Annotated in this window: 13 protein-coding genes; 6 read left to right on the top strand and 7 right to left on the bottom strand. The window is 67.9% G+C overall.

Going from position 1 to position 13949, the window contains the following annotated elements; genetic code table 11:
• Together BN996_RS17670 and BN996_RS17665 are read left to right on the top strand one after the other, a co-directional pair.
• Positions 1-1177 (top strand): MmgE/PrpD family protein (locus BN996_RS17670; RefSeq protein ID WP_089781264.1); only part of this gene is annotated, 1177 nt, incomplete at its 5' end.
• Positions 1178-1246: 69 nt separating this feature from the next.
• Entirely contained in the window at positions 1247-2017 is a 771-nt protein-coding gene (locus BN996_RS17665) for an IclR family transcriptional regulator (protein WP_089781262.1), read from the top strand.
• Between the two features lie 754 nt (positions 2018-2771).
• On the opposite strand, the gene BN996_RS17660 is transcribed toward BN996_RS17665, so the two are convergent.
• On the bottom strand, positions 2772-3860 hold the full coding sequence (locus tag BN996_RS17660) for a guanosine monophosphate reductase (RefSeq protein WP_089781260.1): 1089 nt from the start codon (positions 3858-3860) through the stop codon (positions 2772-2774).
• 418 nt (positions 3861-4278) lie between these two features.
• Between BN996_RS17660 and glmU the strand changes: the two genes are divergently transcribed.
• The 3 genes from glmU (at position 4279) to BN996_RS17640 (ending at position 7731) form a co-directional block, all read left to right on the top strand.
• Positions 4279-5553 (top strand): bifunctional sugar-1-phosphate nucleotidylyltransferase/acetyltransferase, encoded by a 1275-nt coding sequence (gene glmU / locus BN996_RS17650; protein WP_089781258.1) that lies wholly within the window; start codon positions 4279-4281, stop codon positions 5551-5553.
• Positions 5554-5649: 96 nt separating this feature from the next.
• Positions 5650-7071: a response regulator gene (locus BN996_RS17645; protein ID WP_089781257.1), complete on the top strand. Its 1422-nt coding sequence runs from the start codon at positions 5650-5652 to the stop codon at positions 7069-7071.
• A gap of 216 nt (positions 7072-7287) precedes the next feature.
• Entirely contained in the window at positions 7288-7731 is a 444-nt protein-coding gene (locus BN996_RS17640; RefSeq protein ID WP_089781255.1) for an Rrf2 family transcriptional regulator, read from the top strand.
• Positions 7732-7749: 18 nt separating this feature from the next.
• Here the strand turns inward: BN996_RS17640 and BN996_RS17635 are convergent, their stop codons facing one another.
• The 3 genes from BN996_RS17635 to BN996_RS17625 all read right to left on the bottom strand — a co-directional run bounded on the left by BN996_RS17635 (position 7750) and on the right by BN996_RS17625 (position 9474).
• A complete protein-coding gene (locus BN996_RS17635) occupies positions 7750-8121 on the bottom strand; it encodes a winged helix-turn-helix transcriptional regulator (protein WP_089781253.1) in 372 nt (123 codons plus the stop codon).
• A gap of 126 nt (positions 8122-8247) precedes the next feature.
• The gene (locus tag BN996_RS17630) at positions 8248-8604 is read right to left on the bottom strand and encodes a hypothetical protein (protein WP_089781251.1); all 357 of its coding nucleotides are present in this window, start codon (positions 8602-8604) and stop codon (positions 8248-8250) included.
• Between the two features lie 90 nt (positions 8605-8694).
• Positions 8695-9474, bottom strand: a complete 780-nt coding sequence (locus tag BN996_RS17625; protein WP_089781249.1) for a DICT sensory domain-containing protein — start codon at positions 9472-9474, stop codon at positions 8695-8697.
• Positions 9475-9638: 164 nt separating this feature from the next.
• On the opposite strand from BN996_RS17625, the gene BN996_RS17620 reads away from it, so the two are divergent.
• A complete protein-coding gene (locus BN996_RS17620; protein WP_089781247.1) occupies positions 9639-9869 on the top strand; it encodes a harpin-binding protein in 231 nt (76 codons plus the stop codon).
• Positions 9870-9908: 39 nt separating this feature from the next.
• Here the strand turns inward: BN996_RS17620 and BN996_RS17615 are convergent, their stop codons facing one another.
• The 3 genes from BN996_RS17615 to BN996_RS17605 form a co-directional block, all read right to left on the bottom strand.
• Positions 9909-10466, bottom strand: coding sequence for a helix-turn-helix domain-containing protein (locus BN996_RS17615; RefSeq protein ID WP_089781245.1), 558 nt, complete (start codon positions 10464-10466; stop codon positions 9909-9911).
• Between the two features lie 188 nt (positions 10467-10654).
• The gene (gene glmS, locus BN996_RS17610; protein WP_089781244.1) at positions 10655-12472 is read right to left on the bottom strand and encodes a glutamine--fructose-6-phosphate transaminase (isomerizing); all 1818 of its coding nucleotides are present in this window, start codon (positions 12470-12472) and stop codon (positions 10655-10657) included.
• Positions 12472-13641: a sugar phosphate nucleotidyltransferase gene (locus BN996_RS17605; RefSeq protein WP_004967814.1), complete on the bottom strand. Its 1170-nt coding sequence runs from the start codon at positions 13639-13641 to the stop codon at positions 12472-12474. Before BN996_RS17605 ends, glmS begins: the two co-directional genes overlap by 1 nt.
• Positions 13642-13949 lie beyond the last annotated feature (308 nt).

Raw genomic sequence — 13949 nt, 5'->3', positions numbered from 1 at the left:
GCTCGGGACCGACCGCCGCGTCGGCCCGTCGCAGGCGGCGCTGTTGAACGCGACGGCCGCGATAACACAGGAGATAGAGGAGGGCCACAACCGCGGCGGCCACGTGGGCGCGAGCATCGTCGCGGGCGCGGTCGGCGTCGCCGAGGCCCACGACGTGGACGGCGAGACGTTCGTGGAAGCCTGCGTCCGCTCCTACGAGCTCTGCGCGCGCTTCGAGTACGCCATCTTCGCGATGAAGGCCCGGATGAACGAGGCGATTCCGTGGCTCGTCCGCGACCCGCACTCGACGTGGACGACGCTCGGACCGGCGCTGACCGCCGCCGTCTGCGCGGGACAGTCGCCCGACGGGGTGCGCGAGACGGTCCGGACCGCGCTGAACCTCGCGGTCGTCTCCATGCACGACCCCTTCGCGGAGGGCGCGCCGTCGCGGAACGTCACCGCCGGATTCTCCGCGCAGGCCGGCGTGAGCGCCGCGACGCTGACCGCCGCCGGCCTCCGCGGGTCGCCCGCGGCGATGGAGAGCGTCTACGACCCGTTCGAAACGCTCCTCGCGGACGGCGAGTTCACCGCGCTGTTCGACTCGCTCGGCGACGACTGGTGGATTTCCGAGGCCTACCAGAAGCCGTACCCGTCGTGTCGCTACACCCACGCCCCGCTCGACGCGCTTCGGGACGCCGGCGCGGCCGGCCTCGCGCCCGGCGACGTGGACCGAATCGACGTGTACACCTACCGCAACGGCGTCGATATGAGTCACGCGCGGCCCGAGACGCTCACCGCGGCGAAGTTCTCGACGCCGTACGTCCTCGCCCGCTGGGTCGCCGACGGGAGCGTCGAACTCGACGACTTCCTCGACGACGCGCTCGGTGACGAGGCCGTCCAAGCGCTCACGGAGCGCGTCCATCTCCACGCGGACGAGGCGTTCGAGCGGGCGTTCCCCGACGACTGGGGCGCGCGCGTCGAGGTGACCGCCCGCGACGGAAGCCGCTACGTCGGCGAGCGCGAGTACCCACGCGGCGACTACCGCGACCCGCTTTCGGCGACTGACCTCGACGCGCGCAACCGCGACCTGCTCGCGTTCGGCCTCGGCGACGACGCCGCGGACGCGGCGCTCGACGCGCTCTCGTCGGTCGGTTCGACGCCGGTTCGAGAAACCGTCGCGGCGCTGACGCGAGAGTAATCCGAACACTCGTTCGGCCCGTCCGAACGAGACGGCAACAATTATTACCTCACTCTCTCAGTGATAACTATGGACATGGACGGACGCGATGCCGCGGGGTCAATCGGCGCTACGAAAACCTCGTTCGGCATCGTCGAACACATCAGAGACCACGACGCGAGCGGGGTGTCGGAGATAGCGAACGACCTCGGTATCTCGAAGAGCACGGCCCACAACCACCTCAAGACGCTCGCGGGACTCGGCTACGTCGTCAGGCAGGGCGACGAGTACGCGCTGGGTCTGAAGTTCCTCGACCTCGGCGACCACGCCCGGACGCGACACGCGCTGTATCACGCGTCCATCGGCGAGATGGACGACCTCGTCGAGGCCGTCGGCGAGCGCGGACAGGTGATGGTCGAGGAGAACGGCCGGGGCGTCTACATCTATCAGGTGAAGTCCGAACAGGGCCTCCAGACCGACTCGCACATCGGCACGACCGTCGACCTCCACGCCACGTCGGTCGGCAAGTCCTATCTCGCCTTCTGCGACGAAAAGCGCCGAAAGGAGATTCTCGACGGCGAACTGACGCGCCTGACGACGAAGACGATAGGCGACCGCGACGCCCTCGAAGCCGAGTTGGCGACGATTCGCGAGCGCGGCTACGCCTTCAACGACGAAGAGCGCATCACCGGTATGCGGGCGGTCGGCGCGCCGATTCTCTCCGACGACGAGACCATCCTCGGCGCAATCAGCGTCTCCGGGCCGACGACCCGGATGAAAGGCGAGTGGTACCACACGGAGGTCCCCGAGATGGTGACGCAGGCCGCCCGCGTCATCGGCATCCGCGCGACCTACTCGTAGGTATCCATCGATACGGAACGAACGTTCGTCACAGGTGTATTTCGGGCGATAATTGTCGGCCCGCGGTCCGTCCCCCGAAGCCGTTCGAATCCGAGCCGAAAAACGCCGCACTGGAATTACAAAATTATGATTGTAACGAGAAAGCGGACCGAACCATGCGACCCGCGACGCCGGGGCGGTCGTCCCCGCGAGACGGTCGGTTCCGAAGGAGGTTTGCCGACGAACATGTCACAAATTCGTATACATTAAGTAACCTGATAAGTATGCCCATCCTAAAACGCAAACGGCGGCGCGAGTCGCGTTCGGGGGTCGGATATCGACGGGTCGGAACTTGCGTCGGCCGGTGTGGATTCGACATTTCGAACGGGAGTTTCCGCGCTATTAACGCGGTAGTTCGGACGAAATGCAGACGCCTGCTGCGACGTGAGAGACTGAGTATTCGGCGTGTGACGAGTCTGACCGCGGAACGGTTCGCTTCAGTTCGGAGCAGTACGTAGACTCCACACAACTACCAGAGGGAGAAATTGTTGGAGATATAGTTTCGAATCTGAAATAGTTAGGACGCGACATCGCCGCCGGCGGCGGCAGGGTCGGCGATGCCGCTAGGCGACAGCGCGGTCACGCCGGAGCGAACGCGTCGCTGCGGGCCGCGTCATGTCGCGTCGTGATTCACCGTGTCTCGCGGCGCACCGCATCGAGGTACCGAGGCGCATCGAAGCGTACCGCGGCGCGGGTCGGTTCCCGACGCCCAGCGTCAGTCGGCCATCGGGGCCTGTAACTCGCGTTCGGCCTCCTCGTCGACCTCGACGGGTCCCTCGGCGAAGACGACGCCGTGTGCGCCCTCGCGCTCCTTCGCGCTCGCCGCGACGCGGACGAACGAGGCCTTCTCGCGGGCGTCCGCGAGCGTGTGGCCGCCGCAGTAGCTCACGCCGGAGCGAATCCCGCCGAGGAACTCCTCGACGAGCGGTTCGACCGGTCCCTTGTAGGGCGTGAGCGCCTCGACGCCCTCGCCGGCGTCCACGTCGCTCTGTTTGTCCTCGCGGTCGTCGGCGGCCTCCGTCGAGGCCATCCCGCGGGAGCGCTTGTACGCCTCGCCGTCGACCTCGACCACGCGGCCCGGCGCCTCGTCGGTCCCGGCGAAGAAGCTCCCCATCATGACGGTGTCAGCGCCGGCCATGAGCGCCTTCGCGGCGTCGCCGGAGGTCCGAATCCCCCCGTCGGCCATGACGTGGATACCGAGGTCGTGCGCCCGCTCGGCGCACTCCGAGACGGCCGTGAGCTGCGGGTAGCCCGCGCCCGCGACCTCGCGGGTCGTACAGTGTGATCCCGGCCCGACGCCGACTTTCACGCAGTCCGCGCCGACCTCCCAGAGGTCTTCGACGGCCGCCGGCGTGACGACGTTGCCCGCGACGATTTCGGGGTCGAACTCGTCGCGAATCCGCTCGACCGCGTCGAGACACCGCTCCATGTGGCCGTGAGCGATGTCCATCACAATCGCGTCCGCGCCGGCGTCGAGAAGCGCCTCGGTCCGGTCGAGGTAGTCCTCGTTGATGCCGACCGCGCCCGAGACGGTCCCGCCCGCCGCGGCGACGCGGCGGACCTGTTCGGCCTGCTCGTCCACGTCGAGGAAGCGGTGGACGACGCCGAGGCCGCCGAGCCCGGAGAGCGCCGCTGCGAGGTCCGCTTCGGTGACGGTGTCCATGGCGGCGCTGACGAGCGGCGTGTCGAGGCGCAAGCCCGGCGTCACGTTGGTCGAGAGGTCCACGTCGCTCCGGCTGTCGACCGGGGAGCGCTGTGGAACCAGCAATACGTCTCCGTAAGAGAGTCCTGTGCGAATCTCCATCGTAACCCTCCACAGCCGAAGGGTGGGACGGTAATAACGCCCACGAACGCGGTTCGCCTCGCCGCGGAACGAAACTATTACCCGCCGGCGTTCGTCCGTTCACTAACACACGGCGCCGCGTCTCGTGCGAATCTCCAACCCATCGTAACCCCAACGTATTCGCCGTTCGCGGGCCGTGTGGTTCGAACCGTCCCGGAGCGACCGCGACGCGCGACGGTGGAGTTTCGGACCCGAATTCGAAACTGGGTTCGTAAACGTTTTCGAATATTAAGATTGACGGGAGGTTGCCGCGTCGACCGCACCACCGCAAGTCGGCGACGGTAGGTGGATCAGAGGCAACCCACAGCGCCGCGATTGGTCCCCGCCTCGGTATCGTTCGGACCGAAGGAATTTCTTCCGCGCAGCCCCTTAGGGAGGTATGCAGACTGTCATTCTCGCCGCCGGCCGCGGCACCCGGATGCGTCCGCTCACGGACCGCCGACCGAAGCCGATGCTCCCCGTGGCCGACCGGCCGCTCGTCGCGCACACCGCCGACGCGGCCGTCGAGGCGGGCGCGACGGACATCACCCTCGTCGTCGGCTACGAGGCCGGAGACGTGCGCGACTACTTCGGCGACGAGCGCGGCGGCGTCCCCGTCGAGTTCGCCGTCCAGTCGGAACAGCGCGGGACGGCCGACGCGGTCCGCGCCGCGGCCCCCCACCTCGACCCCGACGAGCCGTTCGTCGTCCTCAACGGCGACGCGCTGTACGACGTGCCGTCGCTGTCGACGCTGTACGAGGGCACGCCCGCGGTCGGGTCGTTCCGCGTCGCCGACCCGAGTTCCTACGGCGTCCTCGACACCGACGACGAGGGCTTCGTCACCGGCGTCGTCGAGAAGCCCGCGGACCCGCCGTCGGACCTCGTCAACGCCGGCGCGTACGTCTTCCCGGCCGAGGCTCACGGCTGGCTCGACGTGGACGAGAGCGACCGCGGCGAACTCGAACTGACCGACGTGCTCGCGGCGACCTGCGAGGCCTACGACGTGCGCGGCGTCGCCTTCGACCGCTGGCTCGACGTGGGGCGGCCGTGGGAACTCCTCGAAGCCAACGAGTGGAAACTCGGCGAGCTCGAACCGCGAATCGACGGCGACGTGTCCGAGCGGGCCGAACTCGACGGGCCGGTCGTCGTCGAGGCGGGCGCGACAGTCCGCTCCGGCGTGGTCATCGAGGGGCCGGTGCTCGTCCGCAGCGGGGCCACCGTCGGGCCGAACGCCTACGTCCGGGGGCACACGCTCGTCGGCGAGAACGCCAAGGTCGGCCACGCCGTCGAGGTGAAAAACAGCGTCCTGATGGAGGGCGCGACGGTCGGCCACCTCTCGTACGTCGGCGATAGCCTCCTCGGCCGCGACGTGAACTTCGGCGCGGGGACAAAAGTGGCGAACCTCCGACACGACGGCGAGCCCGTCCGGCAGATGCTCAAAGGCGAACTCGTCTCGTCGGGTCGTCGGAAGTACGGCGTCGTCCTCGGTGACGGGGTGAAGACCGGCATCAACGCCTCGCTGAACGCGGGCGTCAGAATTCCGACCGGCGGGACGGTCAAGCCCGGCGAATCCGTACTCTACGACCGCGTGGACGACGACGCAGGCGACGAGACGGGCGGTGAGACGGCCGACCACGCGGCGACCGGCGACGAGGCGACCCCCGGCGAGGACTGACACAGAAACGACCACAAACCCCGACACCAGTCACGCCGCCGACATTTAAGTTGCCAAACAGTTATCAGACACAACGGCGAATCGGCACGACAGTACATGGACGTGAGCGAGGGGGAGTCGGCGTCGAGGCGCGTGCTCTACGTCGACGACGACGAGGGGCTGTTGGCGCTGACAAAGCGGTTTCTCGAATCGTCGGGCGACGGAATCGAGGTCGTGACGACCGGCTCGCCGCGGCGGGCGCTGGCACTGCTCGCGTCGGAGTCGTTCGACGCGGTCGTCTCCGACTACCAGATGCCGGAGATGTCCGGGCTGGAACTGCTGTCGGTGCTCCGAGAGGAGCGCGGCTCCGACGTGCCCTTCGTCATCTTCACCGGGCGGAGCCGCGAGGAAGTCGCCATCGAGGCGCTGAACCTCGGCGCCGACAGCTATCTCCAGAAGGGCGGCGACCCGACGGCGCAGTACGGCGTCCTCCGGCAGACGCTCGTCCGCATCACGGACCACCGGCGCGCGGAACGGCGACTCCGAGAGCGCGAGGCGTACCTCCGCGTCACCCTCGACTCCATCGCCGAGGGCGTCGTCGCCACCGACGCCGACGGGACGGTCGTCCAACTGAACCGGACCGCCGAGGAGATAACCGGCTACGACGCCGACGACGCCGTCGGCGAACCGCTGTCGGACGTGCTCTCGCTCGCCGATGGCGAGACCGGCGAGCCCGTCGACCCGATGCGGCGCGTCGCCGCGGCGGGCGGGGCGGTCGAAGTCGCCGCGGGAACGAAGCTCGCGACGAGCGACGGCGACGAGCGCTACATCGAAGACAGCATGTCGCCCATCAGGACCGACGACGGGACGGTCGAGGGCGTCGTCGCCGTCTTCCGCGACGTGACCGAGGCGCACCGCGAGCGGGAGCGACGCGAGCGCCAACAGCGGGCGCTCATCGACCTCGCGACCGACGAGGCGGTCATCGGGGGCTCGTTCGAGGAGGCGCTGCCGCGAATCACCGAGACGATGGCGACGGTGCTGAACGTCGAGCGGGCGAGCGTCTGGCTGTTCGACGACGCCGAGACGCTCCGCTGTGTCGACCAGTACGACCGGGCGTCGGGCGGACACGACCGCGGAACGACGCTGACCGCCTCGAACTACCCGTCGTACTTCGGGGCGCTGGCGGCGAACCGGTCGCTCGGCGTCGACGACGTTCAGACCGACCCCGCGACCGCGGAGCTTCGGGACGGCTACCTCGAACAGAAGGGCATCGCGTCGATGCTCGACGCGACGGTCAGGTCGGGCGGCGAGGTCGTCGGCGTCGTCTGTCACGAACACGTCGGAGAGCCGCGACAGTGGCGGACCGACGAACGCAGGTTCGCCGCGGAGGTCGCCGACAACGTGGTCATCGCGCTCGTGCGGGCGACCGAGACCGAAGCGGGCGAGACGGAGAGAAACGAACGCGGAGTCGGAACGCGAGCGGGCGAGGAAAAACGGGGAGGCCGCGCGAAGCCGCGGGCGGAGCGAAACGAGGAGTAAGTCGACCGTGGCGTGGGCAACTCGTCCGGACCGTTCTCGCTCACGAGTCTACTTTTCGACCGTTCGGAGCCGCATCCGGTCGATTCTTGCCGGCCGATTCGAACATCGGACCCCCGTTCCGGACTGGGGGTTGAAAAACGGCAGTTCCGCGGCGAATCCGGCGAAATCAGCGCAGCACCGTGAAATCTAAAATGCCCGTAGCACCAAAGAACGTATATGTCGAACAGCAGCCGATTCGTCGTCGCGACGCACGTGCTGACTAACTTGGCGGTGCGGAGCGACGAGCGGCTGTCTTCCGACCGTCTCGCGTGGAGCGTCAACACGAACCCGGTGGTCATCCGTCAGCTCCTGTGTTCGCTCCGCGAGGCGGACCTCGTCGATTCCAAGCGCGGCCCGACCGGCGGCTTCACGCTGGCGCGCGAGCCGGACGCCATCACGCTTCGCGACATCTACGAGGCGGTGGAAGACGCCGAGCCGTTCTGTTTCCACACGAACGAACCGAACGACGAGTGCACTATCGGCGAACACATCCAGCCGGTGCTCGGCGAACTGCTCGAACCGGCGATTCAGGCGATGCTCGACGAACTCGACGCGGTCACCGTCGCGGACGTCCACGCGGAAATCGTCGCGACGGCGGGCGGCGACCCGCTCGAAGCGTAGCGCGGCGCTGAGCGCCGTTCAGACCGTCGACTGAACCGTCTCGGCTTCGGCCGACTCCTCCTCGCGTTCGGCGTCGAGCCACTCGGTCGCCCACTCCTGTATCTCGTCGAACACCGGACACAGCGAGACGCCCTTGTCGGTCAGCGAGTAGTACGTCGCGACCGGCGCGTCCTCCTCCATCCGGCGGTCGACGAAGCCGTGTTCCTGCAGGTCGTCGAGGACGCGAGAGAGCGTCCGCGAACTCGCGCCGGTCGAGCGCTTCAGCTCGTTGAACCGCTTTTCACCGTCTTGGAGGTCGTGGAGGACGATGAGACGCCACTGCGACCCGATCTGCTTCAGCGAGTCGATGATGGGACAGGGGGCGTCGTCGAGGTTCATATCCGTGGCCATACCCACACATCGGGTCCGGCCCTCTTTAGCGGTTCGGTTAGTACACCTGCTTTCGAAACGTTACCTGATTCGGCTTCGGACCGACAGGCTGACCGGCTGACCGGTTCGACCGGAGCGCCGGTCGGCTCAGGCGAGCAGACGCGAGAGGAGGAGGAACACGCGCTTGAGGTTCTTCGAGAGGCTCGTCTGGTTCTCCGAGAAGAGCGTCACTCCGTCGTCCGGCCCGTGAATCTGTAGACAGCGGCCCCGGTCCGAGAGGTCCTTCAGTTCGATGCCCCGGACCGAGTCGAGGGGGACGACGAGATAGCGGAACTCCTCGTCTTGGATGTCGGCGTTACAGTGGTCGCCGTAGACGTGGATACTCCGTTCCGTGACCGCGAGTTCGTAGCCGATGTAGCTCATCCCGGCGATTTCGGCCCCGGCGCGACCGCCCTTGACCTTGCCTTTCAGGTGCGAGGCGTCGAGGAGGATTCCGTCAACCATACCGCCCGGTTCCGGGCGGGCGGCCCTAAGTATTCGCGCCCAGTTCTCCGAATTGATTCTGCGAACGGGGCGCGAACCGGCGCGGTCGAGTCAGCGCCGGGGGTTCGGTCGAGCGGTCATCTGCCGACGGCCGTCAGCGCCGTCGCCGGAGCCGTCGGATTCGATAATCGAGTACGACGAGACGAGGTGGTTGACGATGTAGTCGACCGTCGAGGGGTCGTACGTCCAGAAGCCGGTGAAGCCGAACCCCGGTTCGGTCTCCTCGGCGACGAGCGCGCACTTGTAGTCGCCGACGCCGTTGCCGTCGTAGGCGACGAACCAGGAGTTCCGAATCTCGTCGGTGCGCGCGAGGTGGAGTTGGAACTGGTCCGCCTGCGGGACCTCGCCGTTCGGGTAGATGTACGCGTGGACCGAGAGGTCGTCGCGGCCGCCGAGACGGCGGTACGTGTCGAGTTGCGGGCGGAGGTTGCCGCCCGACTGGAAGCCAGAGTGAAGTTCGCCCGCGCCGACGCGCCACGCGCGGTCCTCGATTTCGCGGGTGGCGTTGAGCATCTGCTGACGGTCGTACGAGGTAAACAGCGTCTCGTCGAGATGGTCGAGAATCGGCGCGTACGAGTCGCGTTCGAAGCCCGGTTCGACGTTCTCGGGGGGCCTGAGGAGGTCGTCGACCGAGACGGCCGTGTGGAATTTGTCGCCGGTCCCCAGCACGGCGTAGTTCGAGGGGCCCTCGTCGGAACTCGCGGACTCCACCGAGACGTTTCGGTCCGAAAAATGCTCGGCGAGTCGCTCGGCGACGCCGGGGGCCGGATTGAACACCGTCAGAGTTCGCTCCGCGGCGGCGACGCCGGAGATGAGTTCGCTGAGAGACATTACCGGTCCAAGGAACGCTACAACAGGTTATGATTCTTTGCAATAATGTGGCATGAGAGACTCAATGAGAGAGTACGCGAAGCCGAGTGACTCCCGGCGGGTTACGAGGCCGTTACCGGGGCGCACAGATTCCTAACTATCCCCCGCGAGCGTGTACATTCAGTATGATTTCCGACGCGCCCCGATCTCGGTCGTCCGCGGAAGTCGGCGACGGACCCGGCACGGACGTTGACTCGTGGTTCACGACCGAAGTACCCAACATCGTCGACGGACTCGCGTCCTCGCAGTCCATCGGCCCGCTCACCGCCGCGGCCGCCCGCGAACTCATCGCGGTCGGCCGAGCGAAGGACGCGCTCGCGCTCGTCCTCGGCGAAGTCGACGGGTCGTGGCGGTGAGCGGACGACGGTCGAACAACCCGTATCGCGGCCGGCCGACTACTTCTCGCGCGAACTCGTGTCTCTGACGTACAGTTCCACGAGCGAGTCCAGCAGATGCGGGGCCAGTCGGAACCGAACGTCCACGCTGTTTTGCTCGCGGTCGTACGCGAGCTGTTGGACGTCGATGGCGGTCAGAAGCGTGCGCATCGCGTCGACGACGTAGTTGCTCGGTCCCGCCTCGACGCGGAGGCTGTCGCCGAGGTGAATCGAGAGGCCGTCGACGACCGTCTCGTAGCACGTCTTGCTCGGCGCGTCGACCCGCTGGGTCCGCTCGACCAGCCCGAGGCCCGAAAGCGTTTCGAGCCGACGGTAGATGGTCGATTCGGAGACCTCGCAGCTCTCGGCGAGTTCCTCCGCGGTCATCGGCGCGCGATTGCACGCCAACAGCACGCCCCGGGAGACGTCGTCTCCGAGCGCGTCGAGGAGGTCGTCGTCGGACGACTCCGGGGGGATGTCGGTCTCGTCCGTCGCGGCGGCGTCGCTCTCGTCAGTCAGCGGTCCGGGGGGCTCGTCCGAGGCCGAAAGAACGTCGTCCACGAGGTCGCGTCTGGTCATCGCGTGTTACCTGACGCGGGCGGGTAATATGTAATCGGTGCCTACAGTCGAGATAATCTCCGCTTATCTCCGGACGGTCTCGAACACCTGAGAATAACTGAGGGGCCGCCGAAATCGGACGTCGGCGGCGGATTAATGGGAGTGAAACGCGGGTGCGCGGCGGCACCCGCCGCACCGCTCGCCGACGCTCACTCGACGGTGACGCACTTGGCGAGGTTGCGCGGCTTGTCGATGGGTCGTTCGAGCAGGTCCGCCGCGTGGTACGCGACGAGCTGGAGCTGGACGTTGGCGAGGACGCCGGCGATGTCGGGGTGGGTGTCCGGGATTCTGAGCACGTGGTCGGCGAACTCGGTCACCTCGCCCGAGCGGTCGCTCGTGATGGCGATGACCGGCGCGCCGCGGGCCTGTACCTCTTTGACGTTGCTCAGCGTCGCCTCGTCTTCGTGGCCGGTGAAGATGGCGAACACCGGCGACAGCGGCGTGACGAGCGCCAGCGGGCCGTGTTTGAGCTCCGAGGCGGCGAAGCCCTCGGCGTGCTCGTAGGATATCTCCTTGAACTTCAGCGCGCCTTCGAGGGCGACGGGGTGGGCGACCCCGCGGCCGATGAAGAAGTACGCGTCGCTGCCCTCGTACTCGATGGCGATTTCGCGGGCCATCGAGGTGTCGAGCACCTCCTGTACGTCGCCCGGGAGCCGCGACAGCGCCTCCATCAGGTCGCGCGCTTCGGGCGACTTCGCGCCGGTCACGTCCTCGACGAGGCGCTCGGTGAGGAGCGTCAGCGCCGTCACCTGCGACGAGAACGTCTTGGTGGCCGCGACGCCGATTTCCGGGCCGGCGCGGATGAGCAGTTCGTCGTCGCACTCGCGGGTTATCGACGAGCCGACGACGTTCGTGACCGCGAGGGTCCGCGCGCCGGCGGCGCGGGCGCGGCGCACCGCGTCGAGGGTGTCTGCGGTCTCGCCCGACTGGCTGACCGCGACGACGAGCGTGTCCGGCGTCACCGGCGGCTTGATGACCGAGTACTCGCCGGCCATGAACGCGTAGGCGGGGATGCCCCGGGAGTTGAGCAACGACGCCGCGTACATCCCGGCGTGGTGCGAGGTGCCCATGGCGAGGAGGTGGACCTGCTTCACGTCGGCGAACGACTCCGGCGGGAACTCCTCTAATTCGACGCCGCCGGCGTGGGTGTTCAGCCGGCTCTGGGTGGTCCGCCGGAGCGCGCCGGGCTGTTCGTGAATCTCCTTGTACATGTAGTGCTCGTAGCCGCCCTTCGTCGCCGTCTCGGGGTCCCACTCGACGTGTTCGACGGGGCGGTCGACCGCGCGGCCGGCCGAGTCGGTGATGTCGTAGCCGTCCGAGCGAGTGACGACGAAGTCGCCGTCGTGGAGGTAGACGACGCGCGCCGTGTGCTGGATGAACGCGGGCACGTCGCTGGCGAGGTAGTACTCGCCGTCGCCGACGCCGAGGACCAGCGGCGACCCCGAGCGGGTGGCGAAGATGGCCTCCTCGTCGCCGATGATGGCCGCGATGGCGTAACTCCCCGAGAGACTGCCGACCGCGGCGCGGAACGCCTCCTCGGGGGTCGCGCCGTCGCGGAGGTTCTCCTCGATGAGGTGCGGGACGACCTCGGTGTCGGTCTCGCTACTGAAGACGTGCCCGCGGGCTTCGAGGTCGCTCCGGAGCGACTGGAAGTTCGAGATGATGCCGTTGTGGACGACGGCGATACGGCCCGACTCGTCGGTGTGGGGGTGGGCGTTGCCGTCGGTGACGCCGCCGTGGGTCGCCCAGCGGGTGTGGCCGATGCCGTAGTCGCCGGCGATGGGGTTCTGCTCGACGGCCGCGACGAGTTCGGAGACCTCGCCGACGCGCTTCGTCAGCGAGATGCCCGAGCCGTTTTTCACGGCGATGCCGGCCGAGTCGTAGCCGCGGTACTCCAACCGCTGGAGCCCGTCGACGAGCGAATCGACCGAGTTGTCCGCGCCGATGCAGGCGGTGATTCCGCACATCAGTGAGTCACCTCCACGCGCTCGCGGACGTCGCCGTGTAAGACCGTGCCGGCCCCGACGACAGCCTCAGCGCCGACGCGACTGCCCGCCGTGAGCGTCACGTTCGCGCCCACCTCGGCGCGGTCGCCGATGATGCTCCCGAGGCGGCGGTCGGTGTACAGCCGGCCTTCGAGGATGACGTCCGCCCGGCCGCCGGGTGAGACGACGCCGTCGCCGACGGTCGCGCCGGGGCCGACGACGGAGTCCCGGAGGACGACGCCCGCGCCGACCCGCGCGTCGGTCGAGAGGATGGAGCGCTCGATGACGCTGTTCGCGCCGACCGAGACGTTGTTCTGGAGGCACGAGCCGGCGCTGATGACCGCGCCCGGTCCCACGTCGCAGTCGTCGCCGACGACCACGTGGTCGCCGACGACCGCGCGCTCGTGGATTCGTGCCGAACCGGCGACGGCCGAGCCGTGCCTGCGCGCGAGGAGCGTCTCCGTCACGGAGAGGAGTCCCCACGGGTGCGAGGGGTCGAGCCAGCCGCCGTTGACGAGGACGGACGTGACGTTCCCGTCGAGGTAGTGAATCACGTCGGGAAGCCGCGTCTCGCCGTCGTGCGGCGGGGTGAGCCGGAGCGCCTCGAACACCGCGTCGTCGAAGACGTAGACGCCCGCGTTGACGAGGTAGCCCTCGCTGTCGACGGCGTGTTCGTCGATGTCGGCGATGCGGCCGTTGTCCTCGACGACGACGCCGTACTCCTCGGGCGTGTCCGACTCGGCGACCGCGACGGTCGCCACCGAGTCGGTCGTCGAGAAGCGTTCGAGCACTGTCGTGACGATGTCGGCGTCGATGACGTTGTCGCCGTTGCAGACGACGAACGGGCCGGAGACGAGTTCCTCGGCGAGGAGGAGCGCGTGCCCGCTTCCGAGTCGGGCGTCCTGGTGGACGAACTCGATGTTCGCGTCGGGGTACGTCGCAGAGAGGTGCGACTGGATGCGGTCGGCGCGGTGGCCGACGACGACGACCGCGCGCTCGATGCCCGACTCGAACAGCGCGTCGAGGACGTACTCGACGACCGGCCGGTTGGCGACCGGGAGCATCGGCTTCGGTTGGAAGGTGGTGAGCGGGCGAAGCCGTCGCCCCTCTCCGCCCGCGAGGACGACCGCCTCGGTGATGCGGTCGTTCATTCGCGCCCTCCCGCGAGCGACAGGCGTTCGGAACGTGACCGTGACGGTATGTAAGTCATGAAGGAAACAGGGAGGGCGACGGGGATTGTTATACAGCGCGTTCCCCGAACCGGTCTCGCGTTAGGGTCGCGTGTGAGACTGTTGCAAGCGGAGACCGCAGTCCGAAATCGGCGGAGTAGACGGTTCGGACGCGCCTAATCTGGGGGCGCTCCCCCGACAGTGTCGCGGCGCGGCGAGCCGCCGCGTCGGTCGCACGGACTGCGAACCACACCGCGGGGTGAGAACGGACCTCGGTGGAGGAGTCGAGG

The organism is Haloferax massiliensis, assembly GCF_001368915.1.
In the GTDB taxonomy this organism is placed as follows: domain Archaea; phylum Halobacteriota; class Halobacteria; order Halobacteriales; family Haloferacaceae; genus Haloferax; species Haloferax massiliensis.
Note: the sequence above shows the minus strand (reverse complement) of the source record. Positions and strands in the feature narration are given on the sequence as shown.

Excerpts from the sequence above, each read along its gene's own strand:
- BN996_RS17665 (WP_089781262.1), top strand. The coding sequence starts at position 1,247 with ATGGACATGGACGGACGCGATGCCGCGGGGTCAATCGGCGCTACGAAA.
- BN996_RS17660 (WP_089781260.1), bottom strand. The coding sequence starts at position 3,860 with ATGGAGATTCGCACAGGACTCTCTTACGGAGACGTATTGCTGGTTCCA.
- glmU (WP_089781258.1), top strand. The coding sequence starts at position 4,279 with ATGCAGACTGTCATTCTCGCCGCCGGCCGCGGCACCCGGATGCGTCCG.
- BN996_RS17645 (WP_089781257.1), top strand. The coding sequence starts at position 5,650 with ATGGACGTGAGCGAGGGGGAGTCGGCGTCGAGGCGCGTGCTCTACGTC.
- BN996_RS17640 (WP_089781255.1), top strand. The coding sequence starts at position 7,288 with ATGTCGAACAGCAGCCGATTCGTCGTCGCGACGCACGTGCTGACTAAC.
- BN996_RS17635 (WP_089781253.1), bottom strand. The coding sequence starts at position 8,121 with ATGGCCACGGATATGAACCTCGACGACGCCCCCTGTCCCATCATCGAC.
- BN996_RS17630 (WP_089781251.1), bottom strand. The coding sequence starts at position 8,604 with ATGGTTGACGGAATCCTCCTCGACGCCTCGCACCTGAAAGGCAAGGTC.
- BN996_RS17625 (WP_089781249.1), bottom strand. The coding sequence starts at position 9,474 with ATGTCTCTCAGCGAACTCATCTCCGGCGTCGCCGCCGCGGAGCGAACT.
- BN996_RS17620 (WP_089781247.1), top strand. The coding sequence starts at position 9,639 with ATGATTTCCGACGCGCCCCGATCTCGGTCGTCCGCGGAAGTCGGCGAC.
- BN996_RS17615 (WP_089781245.1), bottom strand. The coding sequence starts at position 10,466 with ATGACCAGACGCGACCTCGTGGACGACGTTCTTTCGGCCTCGGACGAG.
- glmS (WP_089781244.1), bottom strand. The coding sequence starts at position 12,472 with ATGTGCGGAATCACCGCCTGCATCGGCGCGGACAACTCGGTCGATTCG.
- BN996_RS17605 (WP_004967814.1), bottom strand. The coding sequence starts at position 13,641 with ATGAACGACCGCATCACCGAGGCGGTCGTCCTCGCGGGCGGAGAGGGG.